The following is a 23,269-nucleotide window of genomic DNA, read 5'->3' on the forward strand; positions in this document are numbered from 1 at the left end:
CCGGGCGCCGCAGTCCCCCCACCGACTCTGGAGAACGAGCCGTACATGAAGCCATCGCCGGGGCGCCGCCGCAAGGCCAAAGCGCCGCGTCGCACCGCCGCCCTCCTCCGCCCCGGGGTCCTGGCGTCGGCGGCGCTTCTCACCGCCGCGTCGCTGACGGCGGGCTACCTGGTGCTGAACGGCACGGACGACACCGCGCCGACCGCTTCCTCGGGGGACGGCAAGAAGGCCGCGGGGGGCGCCGCCGAGGAGCCGGAATGGGACGGGAAGACCAAGGTCCTGGGAGACGGCTCCACCTCCTACACCGGCCCGCAGAAGGACCGGTTGAAGCCGAAGCCGCTCAAGCCGGGCCAGAAGCCTCCCCAGTTCGTCGTCTTCTCCTGGGACGGCGCACTGCAGGGCGAGGACGGGCTCTTCTCGCACTTCCTGGACGTGGCCGACGAGAACGACGCCCGTATGACGTTCTTCCTCACCGGGATCTACCTGGTGCCTAAGACCAGGACGGAGCTGTACGATCCGCCCCAGCACGACAGGGGAGCCGCGGCGATCAGCTACCCCACCGACGAGCACATCCGCACCACGCTGGAGCAGTTGGGCAGGGCCTGGAAGAACGGGCACGAGATCGGCACCCACTTCAACGGGCACTTCTGCGGGGAGAAGGGCGGCGGCGACTGGAGCGTCGCGGAGTGGAAGAGCGAGATCGACCAGTTCAACTCCTTCGTGAAGAAGTGGAAGACCAACACCGGCTACACGGACATGCCCCCGCTGCCCTTCGACGTCGACAAGGAGGTCACCGGCGGGCGCGCCCCCTGCCTGGAGGGCCAGGCGAACCTGCTGAAGGCCATCAAGGACTACGGCTACCGCTACGACTCCAGCTCCGCGGGGGACTTCCAGATATGGCCGACCAAGAAGGACGGCGTCTGGGACTTCCCGCTGCAGATGCTCCCGTACGAGGGCGGCAAGTACCAGGGCCTGTCCATGGACTTCAACTTCCTCTACAACCAGTCCGACGGCAAGACCGACGGTGATCCGGCCATGTACCCCCAGTGGGAAGAGGAGACCGTCGACACCTACATGGCCGGCTTCAACCGCGTCTACCACGGCAGCCGGGCACCCCTGTTCATCGGCAACCACTTCGAGGAGTGGAACGGCGGCATCTACATGCGGGCCGTGGAACGGGTCATCAGGAACGTGTGCGTCAAGAAGGACGTCCAGTGCGTGTCCTTCAAGGAACTGGCCGACTGGATGGACGTACAGGAACCCGCGACGCTGGAGCGGCTGCGCACCCTCGATCCGGCCCAGTCACCGGACTGGTCGACAGTAGTGAAATGACGGCCCGTCACCCCAGGGTCAACTGGCCTACCCCTCTTCACAGATGCCGCACATCTCATGCGAGGATGCGCCTCCCGGCATCCCCCAGCCGGGGCAAGAGGGGAAACATCCATGAAGTCGAGAAGAATAAGCCGCACGCGGCGCCGCGCCACCATATTCGGGGCGGCCACCGTCTCCGTCGTCGCCGGAGCGGCGATGCTGCCCGTCTGGAGCGCGGGCGCCGCGGTCACCGACGACCCGACGGTGGACGCCAAGACCAAGGCCACCTTCCAGCGCCTCGCGGACGCGGTCTTCACCGACCGCACGGAGGCCCTGGTCGCCGGCGGCCAGACCGACCGGGACAAGCCGCGGACCAACGGCTTCTCCGGAGACGTCCGGCTGTCCTCCGGCACGGCCCGCAGTGAGGACGCCGCACTGTCGAAGCTGGACCGGCGTCGGAACGCACTCGCGAAGCTGGGCGAGAAGTACAGCAAGGGCAGCACGACCGTCACGCTGGGCGCCACCAACGTGAAGGGCCGCAAGGCGAAGGCCGTGGCCACCGAGACCACGACCCTCACCTACGCGAAGGCCCGCGGCGGTGCGCCGGGCACCACGGGGTTCCAGACCCGTCACGAGCTGACGTTCACCGCGGACCGGCGGGGCGACTGGCAGCTGACCGGGATCAGCCCGGCCGACGAGGACAACCTCGCCGTGAACGAGACGACCGCGCCGCCGGCCGCCGAGCCCGTGACCGTGAAGTCGGCCACCACCACGCCTGCGGCGCCCAAGGCCGCGATCGCGTACCCCGGCCCGGCGAACCCGAAGAACCTCACGGCCAGCGGGCTGGACTACAAGGCGATGGCCGACTACGCCAAGCGCCACTGGTCCGACTACAACCCGGACTACCCGAACTTCAACGGGGCGGGCGCGGGCGGCGACTGCACCAACTTCGTCAGCCAGGCCCTGAAGGAGGGCGGCTGGAAGCACGTCCCCGGCTACGTGTACGACTACACCCGGTGGTTCGGCAACGCCGAGATCCAGTCGCACTCGTTCGTCGGCGTCAACGAGTGGTCCTGGTTCGCCCAGAACTCGAAGCGGACGACCAGCCTCGCCAACGTCCACCAGATGGACGTCGGCGACGTGCTCCAGATCGACTTCGACAACAACGGTTCGAAGGACCACACCATGATCGTCACGTCCCGCAGCCAGGGCGTGCCGTATCTGACGTACCACTCCACCAACACCTACAGCAGGTCGGTGACGAGCATCATCGCGTCGTACCCGAACGCGTCGTACTACGCCTACCGCACCTGACCGCCCGGCTCCGGCCGTGATGCGGCGGCCACGCCTCACCCGTGCGCGGGCGGGGCGTGGCCGTCCGAAACGGCCGGGGGCCGCCGGACAGGGGTTCCGGCGGCCCCGGGCCGGATGGTGTCCCGCCGGCTGGTGAGAGGCATCTCCGCGATCCCGACGCCGCGGGGCCGGAAACGGGTGCCGTGCCGAAAACCGTGAGCAGTCGGCGGGCATGTGTCACTCAAGCGCTCAGATGAGCGATATCAGGACAGTAGTGGCCGAAGTGCTCACGCTTTTGGTGTGGCGGACCGCCGCACCGGTCAGGAGATGCTCGTGAATAATTCCTCCCTCGGCGTCGTGCTGATGTCCGCCGGAGCCGTGGCCACCGTGGCCGGAGCCCTCATGTACGTCCTTCCGGGGCCCGGCCTTCCCGTCCTGATGCTGGGGCTGGCGCTCATGGTCGGCGGAGCCGCCGTACGGATCACCGGCGGCAGGTGAACACGGTCACTTCGCGACGTGCGTGAGGAAGGCGGTCCAGGAGGCGGGGGAGAGGGCGAGGCGCGGGCCGGCAGTGTCCTTCGAGTCACGGACGAGGACGGCGGCCGGGGCGGTGGCTATCTCGACGCAGTTGGAGGCGTCGGGGCTATATGTGGATTTACGCCATGGAACATCGGTCATGTGGGGCTCTCTCAGCTGTTTTGGGCGATACGGCGGATCAGGTCGCGGGACTCGGCAGGTTCGAGGGCGTTCGACTCCATGCGGTCCAGCACTGAACGGTACTTGTCCAATTGGGCTTCCGCGTCGAGGAATTCGCACCCGTGGTGGGTGTCCAGCTGCACAGTGTCGAGCTGTGGGACAGACCCCAGCAGGTAGTCGATCGACTGTCCCGTCCCAGGGAAGGACCCCTTGCCGAACGGGATGATCCGAACGGTGACGTGGTCGAGCTCGCTCATGTCCAGCAGGTGTTGGAGCTGGGCGCGGACGGTTGCGGAGCCGCCGTACCCCATGTGAAGAGCGGACTCGTGGATCACTGCCGTGTAAGGCGGCGGATCCTCGCGGTGAAGAATGGCTTGGCGCTTGATGCGATGGGACACGCGGTGCTCGATCTCGTGCTGCCGCAGGGGCGGCACCGCCTCGCGGAAGAGGGCGCGGGCATGGTCGGTGGTCTGCAGGAGGGCGGGGATGTGAACCACCAGTGCCACGCGCAGGGCTGCCGCATGGTGCTCCAGTTCGGCGAGGTCGATGAGGCCTACGGGCAGGTTCTCGCGGTACTCCTCCCACCAGCCCCGTGATCGCCGCCCGGTCATCGCGGCCAGGGCGTCGACGAGCGCGATGTCGGAGCAGGCGTATGTGCGTGCCATGGAATGGATCCGGTCGGCGCTGACAGGTGTGCGGCCCGTTTCGATCATGCTGACGCGCGCCTGGTTGACGCCGAGCAACTCGCCGGCGCCGGTGGCGGTGAGGCCGGCTCGCTCACGGAGCTTGCGCAGTTCAGCGCCCAGCCTCCGTTGCCGCAGCGTCGGATTGTTGGTGGGCGGCACAGCGTTTCCTTTCTGGCCGCGATGCGGCACCTCTCTCCCTCACACGAGTGAAACGTGGATGGATCCATTTGTTTTCGTAGGATCCATCTAACCAGCCGCTCTACGGTGGTCACGTAACGCTCGACCGCCCGCTCCGGAAGCGCACCGCAACCGCGGCACTGCCACCGCCGGCGTCGCCGTTGAGCGAGCTCAAGTCGCCTTCTCCCATGGAGCCGTTCATGGTCACCGTAGCCCCGCCCCACCCCTGGGCGTACGCCCTTCGCTTGCCCCATGACCCTCGCGCCGTACGTGTCGCACGCATGACGGTGCGGGCCGTGCTCGGTGGGCACGGGAGGCAGGACGCCCTCGAGGCGGTGGAGCTGTTGACGTCCGAGCTGGTCACCAACGCCTACCGGCACACCGGGGGCCCCGCGTCGTTGCGGCTCACCTGCCTGAGCGACGGCCGGCTGCGGGTCGGGGTGTGGGACAGCCACCCGCACATCCCGGCGCCGTTCGACGGGCCTCCCGGGGACCGGGGCGCGCTCGTCCCGGCCGGTGCCGAGTCCGGGCGAGGGCTGCGCATCGTGACCGAGTACGCGGACAGTTGGGGCGGGTGGGCGCTCGGGGACGGAGTGCTGGGGCGGAGTGCGGGGAAGTTGCTGTGGTTCGAGGTGGGCGGGCGGCGGGGCGCGGGGTGACGCCCGACCGGTGCGTCCGGCGGCTCTCACCCCGTACCCGCCGGGAGTGAGAGCGACGTTCCCCGGTGGTCATCCGCTGCCACAGGGCGGAAACACTGTCCGCCTACCCTCGGGAGCAGTCCCTCGCGGCATCCGTCCGCCGCGCCCCGGAGAGCAGTGGAGGCGTCATGACAGCCCCTGGCGGTCGCTGGATCCAGCACTGGGACCCCGAGGACGAGGACTTCTGGAACCGGACCGGGGAGCGGGTCGCCCGGCGGAACCTCCTCTTCTCCGTGCTGTCCGAGCACATCGGGTTCTCGGTGTGGACGATGTGGTCGGTGCTGGTGCTCTTCATGGGCCCGGAGTACGGGCTGACCCCGGCCGACAAGTTCCTGCTGACGTCCCTGGTGACGCTGGTCGGCGCCGTGGTCCGGGTGCCGTACACCTTCGCCGTCGCGGTGTTCGGCGGGCGGAACTGGACGGTCGTCTCCGCCGCCCTGCTGCTCATCCCCACGGTCGCCGCGTTCGCCGTGATGGAACCGGGGACGTCCTTCTCCACGTTCCTGCTGGTCGGCCTGCTGGCGGGCATCGGCGGCGGCAACTTCGCCTCCTCCATGACCAACATCAACGCCTTCTTCCCGCTGCGGAGGAAGGGCTGGGCGCTCGGCCTGAACGCCGGCGGCGGGAACATCGGCGTACCGGTGATCCAGCTCGCCGCCCTCGCGGTCATCGGGGCGGGCGGCGGGCCCCGGGTGCTGCTCGGCCTCTACATCCCGCTGATCGTCGTCGCCGCCGTGCTCGCCGGGCGGTACATGGACAACCTGGCCTCCGTGAGGAACGACACCGGGGCCGCCGGGGACGCCGTCCGGGAGCCGCACACCTGGATCATGTCCTTCCTCTACGTCGGCACCTTCGGCTCGTTCATCGGCTACAGCTTCGCCTTCGGGATGGTGCTGCAGAACGAGTTCGGCCGTACGCCGCTCCAGGCCGCGTACGTCACCTTCCTCGGCCCGCTGCTCGGCTCCCTGGTCCGCCCGGTGGGCGGACGGCTCGCCGACCGGTACGGCGGCGCGCGGATCACGCTGGGGAACTTCGTCGGCATGGGCGCGGCGACCGGGGTGCTGATCGTCGCCTCCACGCAGAAGTCCCCGGCGCTGTTCACCGCCGCCTTCGTGGTGCTGTTCGTGCTCACCGGCCTGGGCAACGGCTCGACGTACAAGATGATCCCGGGCATCTTCCAGGCCAAGGCGCGGGCCCGGGGGCTGAGCGGTGAGGAGGCGGCGGCGTACGGACGGCGGCTGTCCGGGGCCGCCATGGGGCTGATCGGCGCGGTGGGCGCGCTCGGCGGGGTCGGCATCAACCTCGCCTTTCGCCAGTCCTTCCTCTCCCACGGCTCCGGCACCGGCGCGTTCGCCGCCTTCCTGGCCTGGTACGCGGTCTGCCTCGCGGTCACCTGGGCCGTATACCTTCGCCGCCCGGCGCGGCCGGCCGGCACGACGGGCGTGGCGGAGAAGGCACCACAGGTCAGCCACGCCCGGGTGTGACGTAACACGGGGGACACGAAGCCGAACCGAGCCCGTCATGGAGCATGGGCAGAGTCGGTCGGCATGAGGCCGAGCCGTGCCCCACGCAGCACACCGACTCGAGTGAGGGACGAGAATCCGGGAATCATGGACGACGAACAAGAGCAGTCACCGGAACACGGACCCCTCGCGGGCTTCACCGTCGGGGTGACCGCCGCGCGCCGGGCCGACGAGCTGGGCGCGCTGCTCCAGCGGCGGGGCGCCGCCGTGCTGCACGCCCCGGCCCTGCGGATCGTGCCGCTCGCCGACGACAGCGAACTGCTGGCCGCGACCAAGGGGATCATCGAGCGGGCCCCGGACATCGCCGTCGCCACGACGGCGATCGGCTTCCGCGGCTGGGTCGAGGCCGCCGACGGCTGGGGACTGGGCGAGGAGCTGCTGGCGAAGCTGCGCGGGGCGCGGATCCTGGCGCGCGGACCGAAGGTGAAGGGCGCGATCCGGGCGGCCGGGCTGACGGAGGAGTGGTCGCCGCCGTCGGAGTCGATGGCCGAGGTGCTCGACCGGCTCCTGGCGGAGGGCGTCGACGGACTGCGGATCGCCCTCCAGCTGCACGGTGAACCGCTGCCCGGGTTCGTGGAGTCGCTGCGGGCCCAGGGAGCGGAGGTGGTGGGGGTGCCGGTGTACCGGTGGATGCCGCCGGAGGACATCGCTCCCGTCGACCGGCTGCTGGAAGCGACCGTCGCCCGGACCCTGGACGCGGTCACCTTCACCAGCGCGCCCGCCGTCGCGTCCCTGCTGTCCCGGGCCGAACAGCGCGGGATGCTCGACGACGTCCTCGCCGCCCTGGGCCACGACGTCCTGCCCGCCTGCGTCGGCCCGGTCACCGCGCTGCCGCTGCAGGACCGGGGCATCGGCACCGTCCAGCCGGAACGCTTCCGGCTCGGCCCGCTCGTCCAGCTGCTCTGCCGGAAACTGCCCGGCCGGGCCCGCTCGTTGCCGGTCGCCGGGCACCGGCTGGAGATCCGCGGGCACGCCGTCGTGGTGGACGGCGAGCTGCGCCCCGTACCGCCCGCGGGGATGTCGCTGCTGCGGGCGCTGGCCCGCCGGCCCGGCCGGGTCGTCGCCCGCGCGGACCTGCTGCGCGCGCTGCCGGGCGCCGGCCGCGACGAACACGCGGTGGAGACCGCGATGGCCCGCCTGCGCACCGCCCTCGGCACGCCGGAACTGATCCGGACGGTCGTCAAACGCGGCTACCGCCTCGCCCTGGACCCGCACCCGGAGCCGGAGCGCGCGGAGCCGGAGCACGCCGACGACTGAGGCCGGGGGGTTCCGGCCGGGGAGGCGGGCAGGCACTGTAGGAGGGAGCGGGTTTCCGGGACGGACTCCCCACTCGCTGCGCACCGGCCCCCACAGGGCCGGGGCGAACCCTAGGCGGTGACAGGCACATGGCACTGGGTACGGTCACGGCGCCCCACGAGCTGAGGTTCGACACCGGGCGGATCTGTCTGGATCTCCTCGCCACCACGCATCCCGAGGAACGGCTCGGCTCCGTCGAGGTGGTGTGCGCCTGGATCACCGGCTCCGGACTCGTCCCGGCGGGCACCCCGCTGGCCCACGCCGACGGCTCCTGGCCGGCCGCCTTCCGCGAACTGCGCGGGCACCTCGCCCGCCTGGTGCGCGGCCGGCCGGCGCCCGGCACCCCCGCGTACGCCCGCGCGCTCGCCCGCGTCAACGAGCTCGCCCGTGCCGCGCCCCCGGCGCCGCGGGCGGTGCCGGGGGACGACGGGACGCTGGTACGGCGGCTGGACGGGCCGCCCGGCAGCGCGGCCCTGCTCGCGGTGATCGCCCGGGACGCCGTGGACCTGCTCACCGACCCGCTCGCGCGCGCGAGCCTGCGGCAGTGCGAGGGCGACAACTGCCCGATCGTGTACCTGGACACCTCGCGCGGCCGCCGCAGGCGCTGGTGCTCCAGCGAGATCTGCGGAAACCGCGAACGGGTGGCCCGCCACCGCCGCCGGACCGCCGCCCTCCCCCGCGCCTGACCCGTCCTCACCCCCGGCCGGCCCACACGCGCCCCGGCCCTTTCGCTCCTCCCCGCTCTTCCTCATTCCTCTTCACTCCTCTTCACTCCTCCCCTCCAACTCCACCGTCCCGTATGCGGCTTTCGTTCTCCGCCTCGCGAAGTGACTTCGCTTACACCTCGTTTGGTCTCCGCGTCGCGTGGGCAGCCCGGCCGGTCCGGCCGCTGTGGCGGGAATGTGAAGAAGAGGCGGGGGGAATGTGTGCCCATGTCCCGGTCTTCCCCCCGCTCCGCGGAAAACTCTCGCCTCAGGTTGAACATCCAACCCACCCCGTCCGTACCGGTTGTGGAGCGAACGACTGGGGGATCCCCCGGACACCGGAGGTGGGCGTGCGCAAGGATGCGGCCGTGGCCAATGAACGTGGAGCGAGGGCCCGACATCGCATGTCTCCGTCCTCATCGTCTCCGTCCTCATCGTCGAACGAACCTGACGAGGAGTTGATGCGTGCGCTGTATCGAGAGCACGCGGGACCCTTGCTCGCCTATGTCCTGCGCCTGGTCGCCGGAGACCGGCAACGCGCCGAGGACGTCGTGCAGGAGACGCTCATCCGTGCCTGGAAGAACGCCGGTCAGCTCAATCGAGCCACCGGTTCGGTACGCCCCTGGCTGGTGACGGTCGCCCGGCGCATCGTCATCGACGGCCACCGCAGCCGGCAGGCCCGGCCGCAGGAGGTCGATCCGTCGCCGCTGGAGGTCATCCCCGCGGAGGACGAGATCGACAAGGCGCTGTGGCTGATGACGCTGTCGGACGCACTCGACGACCTGACCCCGGCTCACCGGGAGGTGCTCGTCGAAACGTACTTCAAGGGACGTACGGTCAATGAGGCGGCCGAGACGCTGGGCATACCCAGCGGCACGGTCCGCTCCAGGGTCTTCTACGCCCTGCGTTCGATGAAGCTGGCACTGGAGGAGCGGGGGGTGACGGCGTGATGAACGGGTACGGGGGAAACCAGGGATTCGGCGCGGGTGGTTCGGGTATGTCTGGTGTCATGCAGGGATCACCGGTGCCGAACGAGCATGAGACCGTCGGCGCCTACGCTCTCGGGATCCTCGACGATGCCGAGGCGACCACGTTCGAGGCGCACCTCGCGAGCTGCGAGTGGTGCGCCCAGCAGCTCGACGAACTCGCCGGTATGGAGCCGATGCTGGCCGCCCTCGCGGACCTGCCCGGCACCGGTACACCATCGCTCGGCGAGTCGCTGTCGGCCAAGCCGGCGCCGCGCGTGGTGGAGAAGCTGGTCGACGAGGTCGCCGAGCGCCGCGCCAAGAAGCGCCGCCGCAACTTCTACATGGTGGCCGCCGCCGGCGCCCTGATCGTCAGCGGCCCCTTCGTGGCCGTCGCGGCGAACAGCGGCAACGACGGCGGGGGCGGCGGGACCGGCGGCACCAACCAGACCCTCTCCGCGAACCCCGCGGAGGATCTCTTCGAGCAGATCCCCGACAAGATCACGGCCACCGACCCGGGCACCAAGGTGTCCGTGACCCTGGCGCTGCAGAAGAAGGACTGGGGCACCGGCGTCGTCACGCAGCTGACGAACGTCAAGGGCCCCGAGAAGTGCGTGCTGATCGCCATCGGCAAGAACGGCGAGCGGGAGACCGTCACCACCTGGTCCGTCCCGGAGTGGGGCTACGGCCTGCCGGACGCCAAGACGGACAAGGCCAAGCAGCCGCTCTACGTCCAGGGCGGCGCGTCGCTGGATCTCAACGACATCGACAAGTTCGAGGTCGTCAACTTCGACGGCGAGAAGCTGGTCGAGGTCGACGCATAGCCTCACGGGGCCCCCTTCGCGTACGGTTGACGGCTGCCCAGCACGTCAGAAGGGGGCCCGGTGGCCGCTCAGGCTCAGCAGGAAACCGCGGTCGATCCGGTTCACGATTCCGTTCGCGACCGGGAGATCACTACCGAACAGGAACACCTCGACCGGGTGTACCGACGGCTCGAGGAGAAGATCCACGAGGCCGAGTTCCTCATGCACGACGCCGCCCGGGGCGGCCAGGTCGGCACACCCGGCGCACTCGCCGAACGGGACGCCCAGGTCTTCCGGGCCGGCGTCCACCTCAACCGGCTGAACAACGAGTTCGAGGACTTCCTCTTCGGCCGGATCGACCTGCTCCGGGGCAAGGACGGCAAGAAGGGACCCGACGGCGCCTACACCGCCGTCGAGCCCGCCGAGGGAGCCATCCGCCCCGACGGCACCGCCGACATCGCCGAGACCCTGCACATCGGCCGCATCGGTGTCCTCGACGAGGAGTACTCCCCGCTGGTCATCGACTGGCGGGCGCCCGCCGCCGCCCCCTTCTACCGGTCCACCCCGGTCGATCCGGGCCGGGTGGTGCGCCGGCGCGTCATCCGCTCCAAGGGCCGCCGGGTCCTCGGCGTCGAGGACGACCTGATGCGTCCCGAGCTGACGGCCTCCCTGGACGGCCACGAACTGCCGGTCGTCGGCGACGGCGCCCTGATGGCCGCGCTCGGCCAGGCCCGTACCCACAGCATGCGGGACATCGTGGCCTCCATCCAGGCCGAGCAGGACCTGGTGATCCGCGCCCCCGCCGCCTCCGTGACCTACGTCGAGGGCGGCCCCGGCACCGGCAAGACCGCCGTCGCCCTGCACCGTGCTGCCTACCTGCTCTACCAGGACCGGCGCCGGTACGCGGGCGGCATCCTGATCGTCTCGCCCACCCCGCTCCTGGTCGCCTACACCGAGGGCGTGCTGCCCTCCCTCGGCGAGGAGGGCCAGGTCGCCATCCGCGCCATCGGCTCCCTGGGCGACGACGTGTCCGGCACCGGGGCCACCCTGTACGACACCCCGGCCGTGGCCCGCGCCAAGGGCTCGTACCGCATGCTCAAGGTGATCAGGAAGGCCGCCCGCGGCGCCCTGGAGCACGGCGCCACGCCGACCCGGCTGCGGGTCGTCGTCTTCGGCCGGCGGATCGAACTGGACGCCGACGAGCTGGCGGCCGTCCGCCACACCGCCCTCGGCGGCACCGCACCGGTGAACCTGCTGCGCCCCCGCGCCCGCAAGCTGCTGCTGGACGCGTTGTGGGGGCGCTCCGGCGCGGCCGGCCGGCACACCGATCCGGAGCTCGCCGCCGAACTGCGCTCCTCCTTCGACGACGACGTCACCACCGAGGACGACTTCCTCTCCTTCTTCGACGCCTGGTGGCCCGAGCTGACCCCGGCCGCCGTGCTGGACGCCATGGCGGACGAGCGGCGCCTCGGCCGCTGGGCCCGGCGGATCCTCAACCCGGGCGAGGTCCGCAGGGTCGCCCGTTCGCTGCGCCGGGACGGCCGCTCGGTGCACGACGTCGCCCTGCTCGACGAGCTGCAGGCCGTCCTCGGAGCCCCCTCCCGGCCCCGGCGCAGGCGCGAACTCGACCCGCTGGACCAGCTCACCGGCCTCGAGGAGCTGATGCCGGTGCGCGAGGAGTCGCAGCGCGAGCGGGCCGAGCGCCTCGCCCAGGAGCGCACCGAGTACGCCCACGTCATCGTCGACGAGGCGCAGGACCTCACCCCGATGCAGTGGCGCATGGTCGGCCGGCGCGGCCGGCAGGCCACCTGGACGATCGTCGGCGACCCCGCCCAGTCCTCCTGGTCCGACCCCGACGAGGCCGCCCAGGCCCGCGACGAGGCTCTCGGCAGCAGGCCCCGCCGCCGCTTCGAACTCACCGTGAACTACCGCAACCCGGCCGAGATCGCCGGCCTCGCCGCCAAGGTGCTGGCGCTCGCCATGCCCGGGACCGAGGCGCCGAGGGCGGTGCGCTCCACGGGCGTCGAGCCGCGCTTCGTCGTCGCGGAGGGCACGCTGGGCGAGACCGTGCGCGCGGAGACGGCCCGGCTGCTGGAGCGGGTGGACGGCACGGTCGGTGTGGTCGTCGCCATGCAGCGCCGGGAGGAGGCGCGGCGCTGGCTCGACGGGCTGGGGGACCGCGCGGTGGCCCTCGGCAGCCTGGAGGCCAAGGGCCTGGAGTACGACGCGACGATCGTGGTCTCCCCGGCCGAGATCGCCGACGAGTCCCCGGCCGGCCTGCGCGTCCTGTACGTCGCCCTGACCCGGGCGACCCAGCAGCTCACCGTCGTCTCGACGCGACGGGACGAGCCGGACGCCGCCGGAGTGCCGGACCTGCTCCGGGACTGAACCCGGAAAAAGGCTCTCGGGGGAATGGTCCTGCGCCATCCGTTTGTTAGCCTGGCAAGTGACACCGGCCCGATCCAAGCCCCCGGGCCCAACCTTCGTCGCTACGAGCGACCACTTGCCGCGAGGCGAGCATGGCGGGTCGGTGTCACTGAACGACCGAGAGGCCCATGTCACTTCCGGGTGACATGGGCCTCTCGCGTCCCTGCCCCGGGTCTGCTGCGGGCGGGCTGCGGGCCGCTCCGCGCAGCGACTTACGTGCGACCCCCTGCCTCTCGTATGGTGGAACGGTCTTTCCGAAAGCTGCCGCATATACCCGCTTTCCGCGCGAACAAAACGTTCGCAATAGGAGGCGGCTACCGCGTACTCAGGGGTAGGTGCGACGATCGGACGGCACGAACAGCTACAGGTGAAAGCAGAGGAAGTCGGCCATGGCAACGGCGCCCAGCGTCTCCTACTCGATGACCATCCGGCTGGAGGTGCCGTCGAGCGGGACCTCCGTCTCCCAGCTCACCACCGCGGTGGAGTCCTCCGGCGGCACGGTCACCGGCCTCGACGTCACCGCGTCCGGGCACGAGCGGCTCCGGATCGACGTCACCATCGCGGCCACCTCCACCGGGCACGCCGACGAGATCGTGGAGAAGCTCCGCGACATCGAGGGCGTCACCCTGGGCAAGGTCTCGGACCGTACGTTCCTGATGCACCTCGGCGGCAAGATCGAGATGGCGTCCAAGCACCCCATCCGCAACCGCGACGACCTCTCCATGATCTACACGCCGGGTGTGGCCCGCGTCTGCATGGCGATCGCCGAGAACCCCGAGGACGCCCGCCGCCTCACCATCAAGCGCAACTCCGTTGCGGTCGTGACGGACGGCTCCGCCGTGCTCGGCCTGGGCAACATCGGCCCCAAGGCCGCTCTCCCCGTGATGGAGGGCAAGGCCGCCCTGTTCAAGCGGTTCGCCGGCATCGACGCCTGGCCGCTCTGCCTCGACACCCAGGACACCGACGCGATCGTCGAGATCGTCAAGGCCATCGCCCCGGGCTTCGCCGGCATCAACCTGGAGGACATCTCCGCGCCGCGCTGCTTCGAGATCGAGGCCCGGCTGCGCGAGGCCCTCGACATCCCCGTCTTCCACGACGACCAGCACGGCACCGCGATCGTCGTCCTGGCGGCCCTGACCAACGCGCTGCGGGTCACCGGCAAGGCGATCGAGAACATCCGGGTCGTCATGTCCGGCGCCGGCGCGGCCGGCACGGCCATCCTGAAGCTGCTGATCGCGGCCGGTGTGAAGAACGCCGTCGTGGCCGACATCCACGGCGTGGTGCACGCGGGCCGCGAGGACCTGGTGGACACCCCCGCCGACTCCCCGCTGTGCTGGATCGCCGACCACACCAACCCGGAGAACCTGACGGGCACGCTGAAGGAGGCCGTGCGCGGCGCGGACGTCTTCATCGGCGTCTCCGCCCCGAACGTCCTCGACGGCGCGGACGTCGCCGCGATGGCCGAGGGCGCGGTCGTCTTCGCGCTCGCGAACCCCGACCCCGAGGTGGACCCGGGCGTCGCCCGCGAGACCGCGGCCGTGGTGGCCACCGGCCGCTCCGACTTCCCGAACCAGATCAACAACGTGCTGGTGTTCCCGGGCGTGTTCCGCGGCCTGCTGGACGCCCAGTCCCGCACCGTCAACACGGAGATGATGCTCGCCGCCGCGCAGGCCCTCGCCGACGTGGTCACCGAGGACGAGCTGAACCCGAACTACATCATCCCGAGCGTGTTCAACGACAGGGTCGCGGGCGCGGTCGCCGACGCCGTGCGGGAAGCGGCGAAACTGACGCAGACCTCGGCCTCCTAGGGCCTGTCCGGCGGATCCCGGGGGCGGGCGGCGTCGCTGTGACCATCACCACGACAGGTGTGCGACCGGCGCGTCGTGGAACCCTTGCTGTACGGCCGCGCTCTATCGTGGCGGCCGTACAGCAAGGGTTCCGCCCTCCGGCTCCCGCGCTCTGCTGCCGGAAGCGGACGCAGTGTCACCGACATCAGGCCGTCGCGTTCCCCGTGTGACCCCCATGGGTGACTCCCATGGGTGTTCTCATGGCTTCTGCGGGTGCCGGATTGGCGTTACTGCCGCAGGTAGAGGCAGGATGCTGCACCAGGACAATGTCCAGAAGGCAAGCACCTCCAGGGGTGTGCGGGCCCGACAGGACCCGGGTCCGGGCCCTCACCGAGGACCCTGGCAGCATCGGCTTGACCGTGCCCTGCGTGCGGCCCTGCCGCGTGGCACGCCTCAACGGCAAGAAGAACACGGGAGTAACAACATGAACCGCAGTGAGCTGGTGGCCGCGCTGGCCGACCGCGCCGAGGTGACCCGCAAGGACGCCGACGCCGTGCTGGCCGCGTTCGCCGAGGTCGTCGGCGACATCGTCTCCAAGGGGGACGAGAAGGTCACCATCCCCGGTTTCCTGACCTTCGAGCGCACCCACCGTGCCGCTCGCACCGCGCGCAACCCGCAGACCGGTGAGCCGATCCAGATCCCGGCCGGCTACAGCGTGAAGGTCTCCGCGGGCTCGAAGCTCAAGGAAGCCGCCAAGGGCAAGTGATTCTGCCGTTCGTACGTCCCGGGACGGCGTACGGCGCACAGTGACGTCGAAAGGGCGGCCACCCGAACGGGTGGCCGCCCTTTTGGCAAGCCCGAATCAAGCCAGCCGAGCCCCTCGCCCCCAGCCGGTCGGGGCCGGGGGCTCGGGGAGTGGGTCAGCCGAGGGCCTTGCCGGGGAGTTCGACCTTCGCCCCCAGCTCGACCAGCTTCTCCATGCTGTGTCTGCCCGGGGGACGACCCCCGGACCCCAGCCGGTCGGGGCCGGGGGCTCGGGGAGTGGGTCAGCCGAGGGCCTTGCCGGGGAGTTCGACCTTCGCCCCCAGCTCGACCAGCTTCTCCATGAAGTTCTCGTAGCCGCGGTTGATCAGGCCGATGCCGTGGACGCGGGACGTGCCCTGGGCGGCGAGGGCGGCGATCAGGTAGGAGAAGCCGCCGCGCAGGTCGGGGATGACCAGATCGGCGCCCTGGAGCCGGGTCGGGCCCGAGACGACGGCCGAGTGGAGGAAGTTGCGCTGGCCGAAACGGCAGCGGGAGCCGCCCAGGCACTCGCGGTAGAGCTGGATGTGCGCGCCCATCTGGTTGAGCGCCGAGGTGAAGCCGAGCCGGGACTCGTAGACCGTCTCGTGGACGATGGACAGCCCGGTCGCCTGCGTCAGGGCGACCACCAGCGGCTGCTGCCAGTCGGTCTGGAAGCCCGGGTGGACGTCCGTCTCCAGCGCGATGGACTTGAGCTGGCCGCCGGGGTGCCAGAAGCGGATGCCCTCGTCGTCGATCTCGAAGGCACCGCCCACCTTCCGGTAGGTGTTCAGGAACGTCATCATCGAGCGCTGCTGGGCGCCGCGGACGTAGATGTTGCCCTCGGTCGCCAGCGCCGCGGACGCCCAGGAGGCGGCCTCCAGGCGGTCGGGGAGGGCGCGGTGGTTGTAGCCGCCGAGCTTGTCCACACCGGTGATGCGGATGGTCCGGTCGGTGTCCATCGCGATGATCGCGCCCATTTTCTGCAGGACGCAGATCAGGTCCTCGATCTCCGGCTCCACCGCCGCGTTGGACAGCTCGGTGACGCCCTCCGCGAGGACCGCCGTCAGCAGCACCTGCTCCGTCGTGCCGACGGACGGGTACGGAAGCTCGATCTTCGTGCCGCGCAGCCGCTGCGGGGCCTCCAGGTACTGGCCGTCCGCCCGCTTCTCGATCGTCGCGCCGAACTGGCGCAGCACGTCGAAGTGGAAGTCGATCGGCCGGCCGCCGATGTCGCAGCCGCCCAGACCGGGGATGAAGGCGTGCCCGAGACGGTGCAGCAGCGGTCCGCAGAACAGGATCGGGATGCGCGACGAACCCGCGTGGGCATCGATGTCGGCGACGTTGGCGCTCTCCACCCGCGTCGGGTCGAGCACCAGTTCACCGGGCTCGTCGCCCGGACGCACCGTCACCCCGTGCAGCTGCAGCAGTCCTCGCACGACCCGGACGTCACGGATGTCCGGGACGTTGCCCAGTCGGCTCGGCTCACTGCCCAGCAGGGCGGCGACCATGGCCTTCGGTACGAGGTTCTTCGCACCGCGGACCCGGATCTCACCCTCCAGCGGGTTTCCGCCGTGGACAAGCAGGACGTCTTCAGCTCCGTTGACGGTCATGAATCTCGCGTTCCGTGGAGGGGGGCAGGGGCCAGAAGGGCAAGCGTAGTCGCCCTTCCCCCGGGCTCTGCCAGCCCGTGTGCGACCAGGTCTCCGCCCCGCCGCCCCCACGACACGAGCAGTCCCTCAGTGGCCACTCGGGGTCACCGCCGTACTGTGCGCCGGGGGTGCTCCCGTACGCCCGCCGGGCCCCCGGACCTCCGGCCGCGGACCGCTCGGGACGCGGCTCCACCAGGGAGCTCCGCCGCCGCGCGGCCCGGTTCACCCGCGTACCCCCGATTGCCTCCCCACGGAAAGGGAAGATGCGGGATCATGTCTGGCATGACCGAGGTGTCCTCGCTCACAGGGCGGCTGCTCGTGGCCACTCCCGCCCTGGCGGACCCGAACTTCGACCGTGCGGTGGTGCTCCTCCTCGACCACGACGAGGAGGGCTCCCTGGGTGTCGTTCTCAACCGTCCGACCCCGGTGGACGTGGCGGACATCCTGGAGGGCTGGGGGGATCTGGCCGGCGAACCGGGGGTCGTCTTCCAGGGCGGCCCGGTGTCGCTGGACTCGGCCCTCGGTGTCGCCGTCGTCCCCGGCGGGGCGGGGAACCGGGCCGCGCCGCTGGGCTGGCGCCAGGTGCACGGCGCGATCGGGCTGGTCGACCTGGAGGCGCCGCCCGAGCTGCTCGCCTCCGTCCTCGGCTCGCTGCGCATCTTCGCCGGATACGCGGGCTGGGGCCCCGGCCAGCTGGAGGAGGAGCTGGTGGACGGCGCCTGGTACGTCGTCGAGTCGGAGCCCGGCGACGTCTCGTCCCCGGCGCCCGAGCGGCTCTGGCGGGAGGTGCTGCGCCGTCAGCGGGGCGAGTTGGCGATGGTGGCCACGTATCCGGACGATCCGTCGCTCAACTGATGCGCGTGAGCTTCAGTACCCTGGTGCTCATGAGCACTCTTGAGCCCGAGCGCGGGACTGGTACGGGGACCCTCGTCGAGCCGACGCCGCAGACGTCCCACGGCGACGGTGACCACGAGCGCTACGCCCACTACGTCCAGAAGGACAAGATCATGGCGAGCGCACTCGACGGCACGCCCGTCGTGGCGCTGTGCGGCAAGGTGTGGGTGCCGGGCCGGGACCCGAAGAAGTACCCCGTCTGCCCCATGTGCAAGGAGATCTACGAGTCCATGAGCGGTGGCGACGACGAGGGCGGCAAGGGCGGCAAGGGCAAGGGCGGAAAGTAGGCCCCGGCCTTCCCGAGGAGCCGTCCGGGCCGCGTGGCCGTCGTCCGGACGCGTTCAGGCCCCCGGGTGCGTTTTGCGCGCCCTGGGGGCCTTTGTGCTGCCCGCGCGTTGCGCGGAGTGCTTCCGCCGGTCACAGAGTGGTCGAGACCTCTTGTGGGCCGGTTCACCCAGTACCTAACCTCCGGTGTTGTTGTGCACGGCGAAACATTCATTGCGTATGTTGCAACGCCCCATCGGAGGAAGCAGTCCATGAAGCTGTCCGTCCGCCTGGTCGCCCTCGCGGCCGTCCTCGCCACCGCGGCCTGCGCGCCCCAGACTTCCTCGGGCTCCTCCTCGGCCGAGGACGAGAAGACCGGGACCTTACGCGTCTGGCTCTTCCGGGAAGTCAACAACGCGCCCAAGGAAGAGGCCGTCGAGTCCGTCGTCGCCGGGTTCGAGCAGGCGCACGACGGCGTCGAGGTCACCGTGGAGTACATCCCGGTCGAGACCCGCGCCCAGCGCATCAAGGCCGCCTTCAACGACCCGAAGTCCGCGCCCGACCTCGTCGAGTACGGCAACACGGACACCGCCGGATACGTGAAGGACGGCGGACTCGCCGACGTCACCGAGGAGTTCGGCGCCTGGGACGAGGCCAAGGACACCGACCCGACCGCCCGGCAGTCGGTCACCGTCGACGGCAGGGTCTACGGCGCGCCGTACTTCGTCGGCGTGCGCGCGCTCTACTACCGCACCGACGTCTTCGAGGAACTCGGGCTCGAGGCGCCCAGGTCACAGGCCGAGCTGATCTCCACGGCCCGGAAGATCCGCGCCGCGAAGCCGGAGCTGTACGGCATCGCCGTCGGCGGCGCCTACACCTACGGCGCGATGCCCTTCATCTGGGCCCACGGCGGCGAACTCGCCACCGGCAAGGGGGGCTCGTACGCCTCAGCGATCGACACCCCCGCCGCCCGCAAGGGCATCGAGGCGTACACCTCCCTCTTCGGCGACGACAACTGCCCGGCCGCCAAGTGCGCCGGCATGGGGGGCAACGACACGGTGACCGCCTTCGCCGCGGGCAGGGCCGCCATGGCGATCGGCGGCGACTTCAGCCACGCGGCCGTCGAGGCCGGCAAGGTGAAGGGCCGGTACGCGGTCGTGCCGCTGCCGGGAGTGCGGTCCGGGTCCATCGCCCCCGCTTTCGCGGGCGGGAACAACCTGGGTGTCCTGAAGTCGACTTCGCACCGCACCCTCGCCGTCGACCTGATGCGGCGGCTCGCCTCGAAGGAGGCGCAGGGCGAACTGTTCGACGCGATGGGCTTCCTGCCGACCTTCTCCGACGTGCGGCAGCAGACGGCCGCGAAGGAGCCGTTCCTGAAGCCGTTCGTCGAGACCCTCGCCGCCGACACCAAGTTCGTGCCGGCCTCGCCGGCCTGGGCGCAGATCGACTCCTCGCTGGTGCTGCCGACGATGTTCCAGGAGGTCGTCAGCGGCAAGAAGGACGTGGCGGCCGCGTCGGAGAGCGCCGCACGGAAGATGAACGAGGCGTTTGGCTCCGCTGGATGACTGTGCCCATGAGCTCGGGGGCTGCGAGTCGTCGGCGGCTGCGGGTGGTGCGTGGCCGGTCGCGCCCACGCGGCGGTAGCCGCAGATCCAACACGGCCCCGCGCCCCTTTGGGGGCTGGATCACCCCCTGGCTGTATCTGGCGCCCGCCCTCGTCGTCCTCGGGGGGCTGCTCGCCTATCCGGTCTACCAACTCGGCCTGATCTCGCTCTTCCACTTCACCCAGGCGCAGGTCAGCGGCGGCGAACCGACCACCTTCAAGGGGTTCGGCAACTACGCCGAGCTCTTCGCCGACGACCAGTTCTGGCAGGTGCTGCTGGCCACCCTGCTGTTCGCGGCGGCCTGTGTGGTGTCCACCCTGGCCGTCGGCTGCGCGCTCGCCGTGCTGCTCACCCGGGTGCGCGCCGTGCCCCGGCTCGCCCTGATGCTGGCCGGGCTCGGCGCCTGGGCGACCCCGGCCGTCACCGGCTCCACGGTGTGGCTGTTCCTCTTCGACGCCGACTTCGGCCCGGTGAACCGGGTGCTGGGCCTGGGCGACCACGCGTGGACGTACGGGCGGTACAGCGCCTTCTTCCTCGTCCTGCTCGAAGTGGTCTGGTGCTCCTTCCCGTTCGTGATGGTCACCGTCTACGCCGGCATCCGCGCCGTACCCGCCGAGGTGCTGGAGGCCGCCGCCCTGGACGGCGCCTCGCAGTGGCGCATCTGGCGCTCGGTGCTCGCCCCGATGCTCCGGCCGATCCTGGTGGTCGTCACCATCCAGTCGGTGATCTGGGACTTCAAGATCTTCACCCAGATCTACGTCATGACGGGCGGCGGCGGCATCGCCGGCCAGAACCTGGTCCTGAACGTCTACGCCTACCAGAAGGCGTTCGCGTCCTCGCAGTACAGCCTCGGCGCCGCGATCGGCGTGGTGATGCTGCTGATCCTGCTCTCCGTCACGCTGGTGTACCTGCGGCTGCTGCGCCGTCAGGGGGAGGAACTGTGAGTCTCGTGGACCGGAGCGGGGCGCGCCGGGGGAATCGCCGGGGGAGTCCTGTGCGCCGGTTCGTACGGCGTCCGTGGCGGCTCGCGGCCGAGGCGACGGCGCTGCTCGTCGCGGTGGTGGTGGCCTTCCCGCTCTACTGGATGGTGCTGGGTGCCTTCAAACCGGCCGGCGAGATCGAGTCGGACCGGCCCCGGCCGTGGACCCTGACCCCCACCCTGGACTCCTTCCGACGGGTGTTCGGGCAGCAGGAATTCGGCCGGTACTTCGTCAACAGCGTGGTCGTCGCGGTCGCCGTGGTGATCGCCTCGGCGCTGATCGCCTTTCTCGCGGCGACCGCCGTGACGCGGTTCAGGTTCCGTATGCGGACCACCCTGCTGATCATGTTTCTGGTGGCCCAGATGGTGCCCGTGGAGGCGCTGACGATTCCGCTGTTCTTCCTCATGCGGGACCTCGGCCAGTTGAACACGCTGTGGTCGCTGATCCTGCCGCACATCGCGTTCTCGCTGCCGTTCGCGATCTGGATGCTGCGGGGGTTCGTGAAAGCCGTTCCCGAGGCGCTGGAGGAGGCCGCGTACATCGACGGAGCGAGCCGCGCGCGGTTCCTGTGGCAGATCCTTTTCCCGCTCGTTCTGCCGGGGCTCGTGGCCACCAGTGTGTTTTCCTTCATCTCCACCTGGAACGACTTCCTGTTCGCCAAGTCCTTCATCATCAGCGACATCTCGCAGTCGACGCTTCCGATGGCCCTGCTGGTCTTCTACAAGCCGGACGAGCCGGACTGGGGCGGCGTGATGGCGGCGTCCACGGTGATGACGATCCCGGTGCTGGTCTTCTTCGTACTCGTACAGCGGCGCCTGGTCTCCGGACTGGGCGGAGCGGTAAAGGACTGAACCATGACCGAACTCATTCCGGCGCCCCGCGGCGTCGTCGCCGGTTCCGGCGAGGTGCGGCTGACGGCGCGCTCCCGGCTCCACGCCGGTCCCGGGACGGAGGGCGTCGGCCGATGGCTGCGCACCGTCCTCGGGCAGGCGACCGGTCTGCCGCTGGGCGAGGGCAGGGAACTCGACAACCCCGACGGCACGGACGGCGACGGCATCGGGCTCCTGCTCGACCCCGGGCTCGGTCCCGAGGAGTACCGCCTCGTCAGCGACCGGACGGGCGTCCTGATCGAGGGCGGCAGCGCGGCCGGTGTCTTCTGGGGCGCCCAGACGCTGCGGCAGCTCCTCGGCCCCGACGCGTACCGCAGGGCCCCGCTCGGCCGCGACCGGGTGTGGGCGGTGCCGCACGGGACGATCGAGGATTCCCCCCGCTTCCGCTGGCGCGGACTCATGCTCGACGTCGCCCGGCACTTCATGCCCAAGGAAGGCGTGCTGCGCTATCTCGATCTGATGGCGGCGCACAAACTCAACGTCCTCCACTTTCATCTGACGGATGATCAGGGGTGGCGTATCGAGATCAAAAGGTATCCGAAGCTGACCGAGATCGGTTCCTGGCGGGCCCGGACGAAAGTCGGGCACCGGGCGTCACCGCTGTGGGACGACACACCGCACGGTGGCCACTACACGCAGGACGACATCCGCGAGATCGTCGCCTACGCCGCCGAGCGGCATATCAGCGTCGTACCGGAGATCGACGTACCCGGGCACTCGCAGGCCGCCATCGCCGCGTATCCGGAACTCGGCAACACCGATGTCATCGACACCGCCTCCCTGACCGTCTGGGACACCTGGGGGATCAATCCGAACGTACTCGCCCCCACCGACAACACCCTGCGCTTCTACGAAGGGGTGCTCGAGGAGGTCCTGGAACTGTTCCCCGCGGACGCCGGCCCCTCCGTTCCCTTTTCGGGGTTCGTACACCTCGGCGGCGACGAATGCCCCAAGGACCAGTGGCGTGCGTCGGCCGTCGCGCAGCAGCGGATCAACGACCTCGGCCTGGCCGACGAGGACGCTCTGCAGTCCTGGTTCGTCGGGCACTTCGCCACCTGGCTCGCCGCGCGGGGGCGCCGGCTGATCGGCTGGGACGAGATCCTGGAGGGGGGACTCGCCCCGGGCGCCGCCGTGTCGTCCTGGCGCGGCTACGCCGGCGGGGTCGCCGCCGCCCGTGCGGGACACGACGTGGTCATGTGCCCCGAGCAGCACGTCTACCTGGACCACCGGCAGGACGCGGGCCCCGACGAGCCGGTGCCGATCGGGTACGTGCGCACCCTGGAGGACGTCTACCGGTTCGAGCCCGTGCCGCCGCAGCTGACGGCCGAGGAGGCCGGGCGGGTCCTGGGCACCCAGGCCAACGCGTGGTCCGAGGTGACGGAGAACCAGGATCGGGTGGACTACCAGGTCTTCCCCCGGCTGGCCGCCTTCGCCGAGGTCGCCTGGAGCGCGCTGCCGGCTCCCGCGGAACGGGACTTCGCCGATTTCGAACGGCGGACGACGGCCCACCGCCGGCGCCTCGACGCCCTGGGTGTCGCCCACCGCCCGCCCACCGGACCGCTCCCCTGGCAGCGGCGCCCCGGAGTGCTGGGCCGCCCCCTCGACGGCCCGCCCCCGAACCGGTAGCGCCCGCCCCGCCCCGCCGGTGCGGGGCGGGGCGGGCGCTCCGGCGATGCCCCGAAGTCCGCCCAACTCCTAACAGGTCGTGAAAAAGGACACAAGGGTCACCGAAGAGTGCTGTTCGACCGCACCGGCGATGTCCCGCCAAATCGGGCCATGTCCGGGGTGAAGTGGGTGAATGCCTCCTAGCGGACCCCTGTCTTCGGCACTCGCGAAGAT

At 70.6% G+C, this 23,269-nt stretch carries 21 protein-coding genes; 18 read left to right on the forward strand and 3 right to left on the reverse strand.

The annotated features are described in order from the left end of the window. Nucleotides 1-45: 45 nt before the first annotated feature. The 3 genes from PYS65_RS22150 to PYS65_RS22160 all read left to right on the forward strand — a co-directional run bounded on the left by PYS65_RS22150 (nt 46) and on the right by PYS65_RS22160 (nt 3,102). Nucleotides 46-1,332, forward strand: a complete 1,287-nt coding sequence (locus tag PYS65_RS22150; protein ID WP_279335678.1) for a polysaccharide deacetylase family protein — start codon at nt 46-48, stop codon at nt 1,330-1,332. Nucleotides 1,333-1,443: 111 nt separating this feature from the next. Further along, nucleotides 1,444-2,625, forward strand: a complete 1,182-nt coding sequence (locus tag PYS65_RS22155) for an amidase domain-containing protein (protein ID WP_279335679.1) — start codon at nt 1,444-1,446, stop codon at nt 2,623-2,625. Nucleotides 2,626-2,904: 279 nt separating this feature from the next. Continuing rightward, complete coding sequence (locus PYS65_RS22160) at nt 2,905-3,102, forward strand: hypothetical protein (protein ID WP_279335680.1); 198 nt, start codon at nt 2,905-2,907, stop codon at nt 3,100-3,102. Between the two features lie 6 nt (nt 3,103-3,108). Here PYS65_RS22160 and PYS65_RS22165 read toward each other — a convergent pair whose 3' ends face one another. Both PYS65_RS22165 and PYS65_RS22170 read right to left on the reverse strand, forming a co-directional pair. Continuing rightward, on the reverse strand, nt 3,109-3,282 hold the full coding sequence (locus PYS65_RS22165) for a DUF397 domain-containing protein (RefSeq protein ID WP_279335681.1): 174 nt from the start codon (nt 3,280-3,282) through the stop codon (nt 3,109-3,111). A gap of 11 nt (nt 3,283-3,293) precedes the next feature. Continuing rightward, on the reverse strand, nt 3,294-4,145 hold the full coding sequence (locus PYS65_RS22170) for a helix-turn-helix domain-containing protein (RefSeq protein ID WP_279335682.1): 852 nt from the start codon (nt 4,143-4,145) through the stop codon (nt 3,294-3,296). A 218-nt stretch (nt 4,146-4,363) separates the two neighbouring features. On the opposite strand from PYS65_RS22170, the gene PYS65_RS22175 reads away from it, so the two are divergent. The 9 genes from PYS65_RS22175 to PYS65_RS22215 all read left to right on the forward strand — a co-directional run bounded on the left by PYS65_RS22175 (nt 4,364) and on the right by PYS65_RS22215 (nt 15,132). After that, the gene (locus PYS65_RS22175; RefSeq protein WP_279335683.1) at nt 4,364-4,822 is read left to right on the forward strand and encodes an ATP-binding protein; all 459 of its coding nucleotides are present in this window, start codon (nt 4,364-4,366) and stop codon (nt 4,820-4,822) included. 167 nt (nt 4,823-4,989) lie between these two features. Then, nucleotides 4,990-6,345: a nitrate/nitrite transporter gene (locus PYS65_RS22180; RefSeq protein ID WP_279335684.1), complete on the forward strand. Its 1,356-nt coding sequence runs from the start codon at nt 4,990-4,992 to the stop codon at nt 6,343-6,345. A 126-nt stretch (nt 6,346-6,471) separates the two neighbouring features. Further along, nucleotides 6,472-7,641: a uroporphyrinogen-III synthase gene (locus tag PYS65_RS22185; RefSeq protein WP_279335685.1), complete on the forward strand. Its 1,170-nt coding sequence runs from the start codon at nt 6,472-6,474 to the stop codon at nt 7,639-7,641. A gap of 128 nt (nt 7,642-7,769) precedes the next feature. Further along, nucleotides 7,770-8,366: a CGNR zinc finger domain-containing protein gene (locus PYS65_RS22190; protein WP_279335686.1), complete on the forward strand. Its 597-nt coding sequence runs from the start codon at nt 7,770-7,772 to the stop codon at nt 8,364-8,366. Between the two features lie 362 nt (nt 8,367-8,728). Beyond that, nucleotides 8,729-9,334: a sigma-70 family RNA polymerase sigma factor gene (locus PYS65_RS22195; protein WP_279335687.1), complete on the forward strand. Its 606-nt coding sequence runs from the start codon at nt 8,729-8,731 to the stop codon at nt 9,332-9,334. A 74-nt stretch (nt 9,335-9,408) separates the two neighbouring features. Then, the gene (locus PYS65_RS22200; RefSeq protein WP_279335688.1) at nt 9,409-10,173 is read left to right on the forward strand and encodes an anti-sigma factor family protein; all 765 of its coding nucleotides are present in this window, start codon (nt 9,409-9,411) and stop codon (nt 10,171-10,173) included. Nucleotides 10,174-10,233: 60 nt separating this feature from the next. Next, nucleotides 10,234-12,540 (forward strand): HelD family protein, encoded by a 2,307-nt coding sequence (locus PYS65_RS22205; RefSeq protein ID WP_279335689.1) that lies wholly within the window; start codon nt 10,234-10,236, stop codon nt 12,538-12,540. 428 nt (nt 12,541-12,968) lie between these two features. Then, nucleotides 12,969-14,387 carry an NAD-dependent malic enzyme gene (locus PYS65_RS22210; RefSeq protein WP_279335690.1) on the forward strand — a complete coding sequence of 473 codons (1,419 nt, stop codon included), beginning with the start codon at nt 12,969-12,971 and terminating at the stop codon, nt 14,385-14,387. A 463-nt stretch (nt 14,388-14,850) separates the two neighbouring features. After that, the gene (locus PYS65_RS22215) at nt 14,851-15,132 is read left to right on the forward strand and encodes an HU family DNA-binding protein (protein ID WP_003950507.1); all 282 of its coding nucleotides are present in this window, start codon (nt 14,851-14,853) and stop codon (nt 15,130-15,132) included. A gap of 280 nt (nt 15,133-15,412) precedes the next feature. On the opposite strand, the gene murA is transcribed toward PYS65_RS22215, so the two are convergent. Then, nucleotides 15,413-16,759: a UDP-N-acetylglucosamine 1-carboxyvinyltransferase gene (gene murA / locus PYS65_RS22220; RefSeq protein ID WP_279335691.1), complete on the reverse strand. Its 1,347-nt coding sequence runs from the start codon at nt 16,757-16,759 to the stop codon at nt 15,413-15,415. A 321-nt stretch (nt 16,760-17,080) separates the two neighbouring features. Here murA and PYS65_RS22225 point away from each other — a divergent pair, with 321 nt between their 5' ends. The 6 genes from PYS65_RS22225 (at nt 17,081) to PYS65_RS22250 (ending at nt 23,056) form a co-directional block, all read left to right on the forward strand. Beyond that, nucleotides 17,081-17,653: a YqgE/AlgH family protein gene (locus PYS65_RS22225; protein ID WP_279338033.1), complete on the forward strand. Its 573-nt coding sequence runs from the start codon at nt 17,081-17,083 to the stop codon at nt 17,651-17,653. Nucleotides 17,654-17,682: 29 nt separating this feature from the next. After that, complete coding sequence (locus tag PYS65_RS22230; protein ID WP_279335692.1) at nt 17,683-17,979, forward strand: DUF3039 domain-containing protein; 297 nt, start codon at nt 17,683-17,685, stop codon at nt 17,977-17,979. A gap of 249 nt (nt 17,980-18,228) precedes the next feature. After that, nucleotides 18,229-19,521, forward strand: coding sequence for an extracellular solute-binding protein (locus tag PYS65_RS22235; protein ID WP_279335693.1), 1,293 nt, complete (start codon nt 18,229-18,231; stop codon nt 19,519-19,521). 8 nt (nt 19,522-19,529) lie between these two features. Next, the gene (locus PYS65_RS22240) at nt 19,530-20,504 is read left to right on the forward strand and encodes a carbohydrate ABC transporter permease (RefSeq protein WP_387042039.1); all 975 of its coding nucleotides are present in this window, start codon (nt 19,530-19,532) and stop codon (nt 20,502-20,504) included. 50 nt (nt 20,505-20,554) lie between these two features. Continuing rightward, nucleotides 20,555-21,391, forward strand: a complete 837-nt coding sequence (locus PYS65_RS22245) for a carbohydrate ABC transporter permease (protein ID WP_279335695.1) — start codon at nt 20,555-20,557, stop codon at nt 21,389-21,391. 3 nt (nt 21,392-21,394) lie between these two features. Then, nucleotides 21,395-23,056, forward strand: coding sequence for a beta-N-acetylhexosaminidase (locus PYS65_RS22250; RefSeq protein ID WP_279335696.1), 1,662 nt, complete (start codon nt 21,395-21,397; stop codon nt 23,054-23,056). Nucleotides 23,057-23,269 lie beyond the last annotated feature (213 nt).

It is taken from the genome of Streptomyces cathayae (assembly GCF_029760955.1).
GTDB lineage: Bacteria > Actinomycetota > Actinomycetes > Streptomycetales > Streptomycetaceae > Streptomyces > Streptomyces cathayae.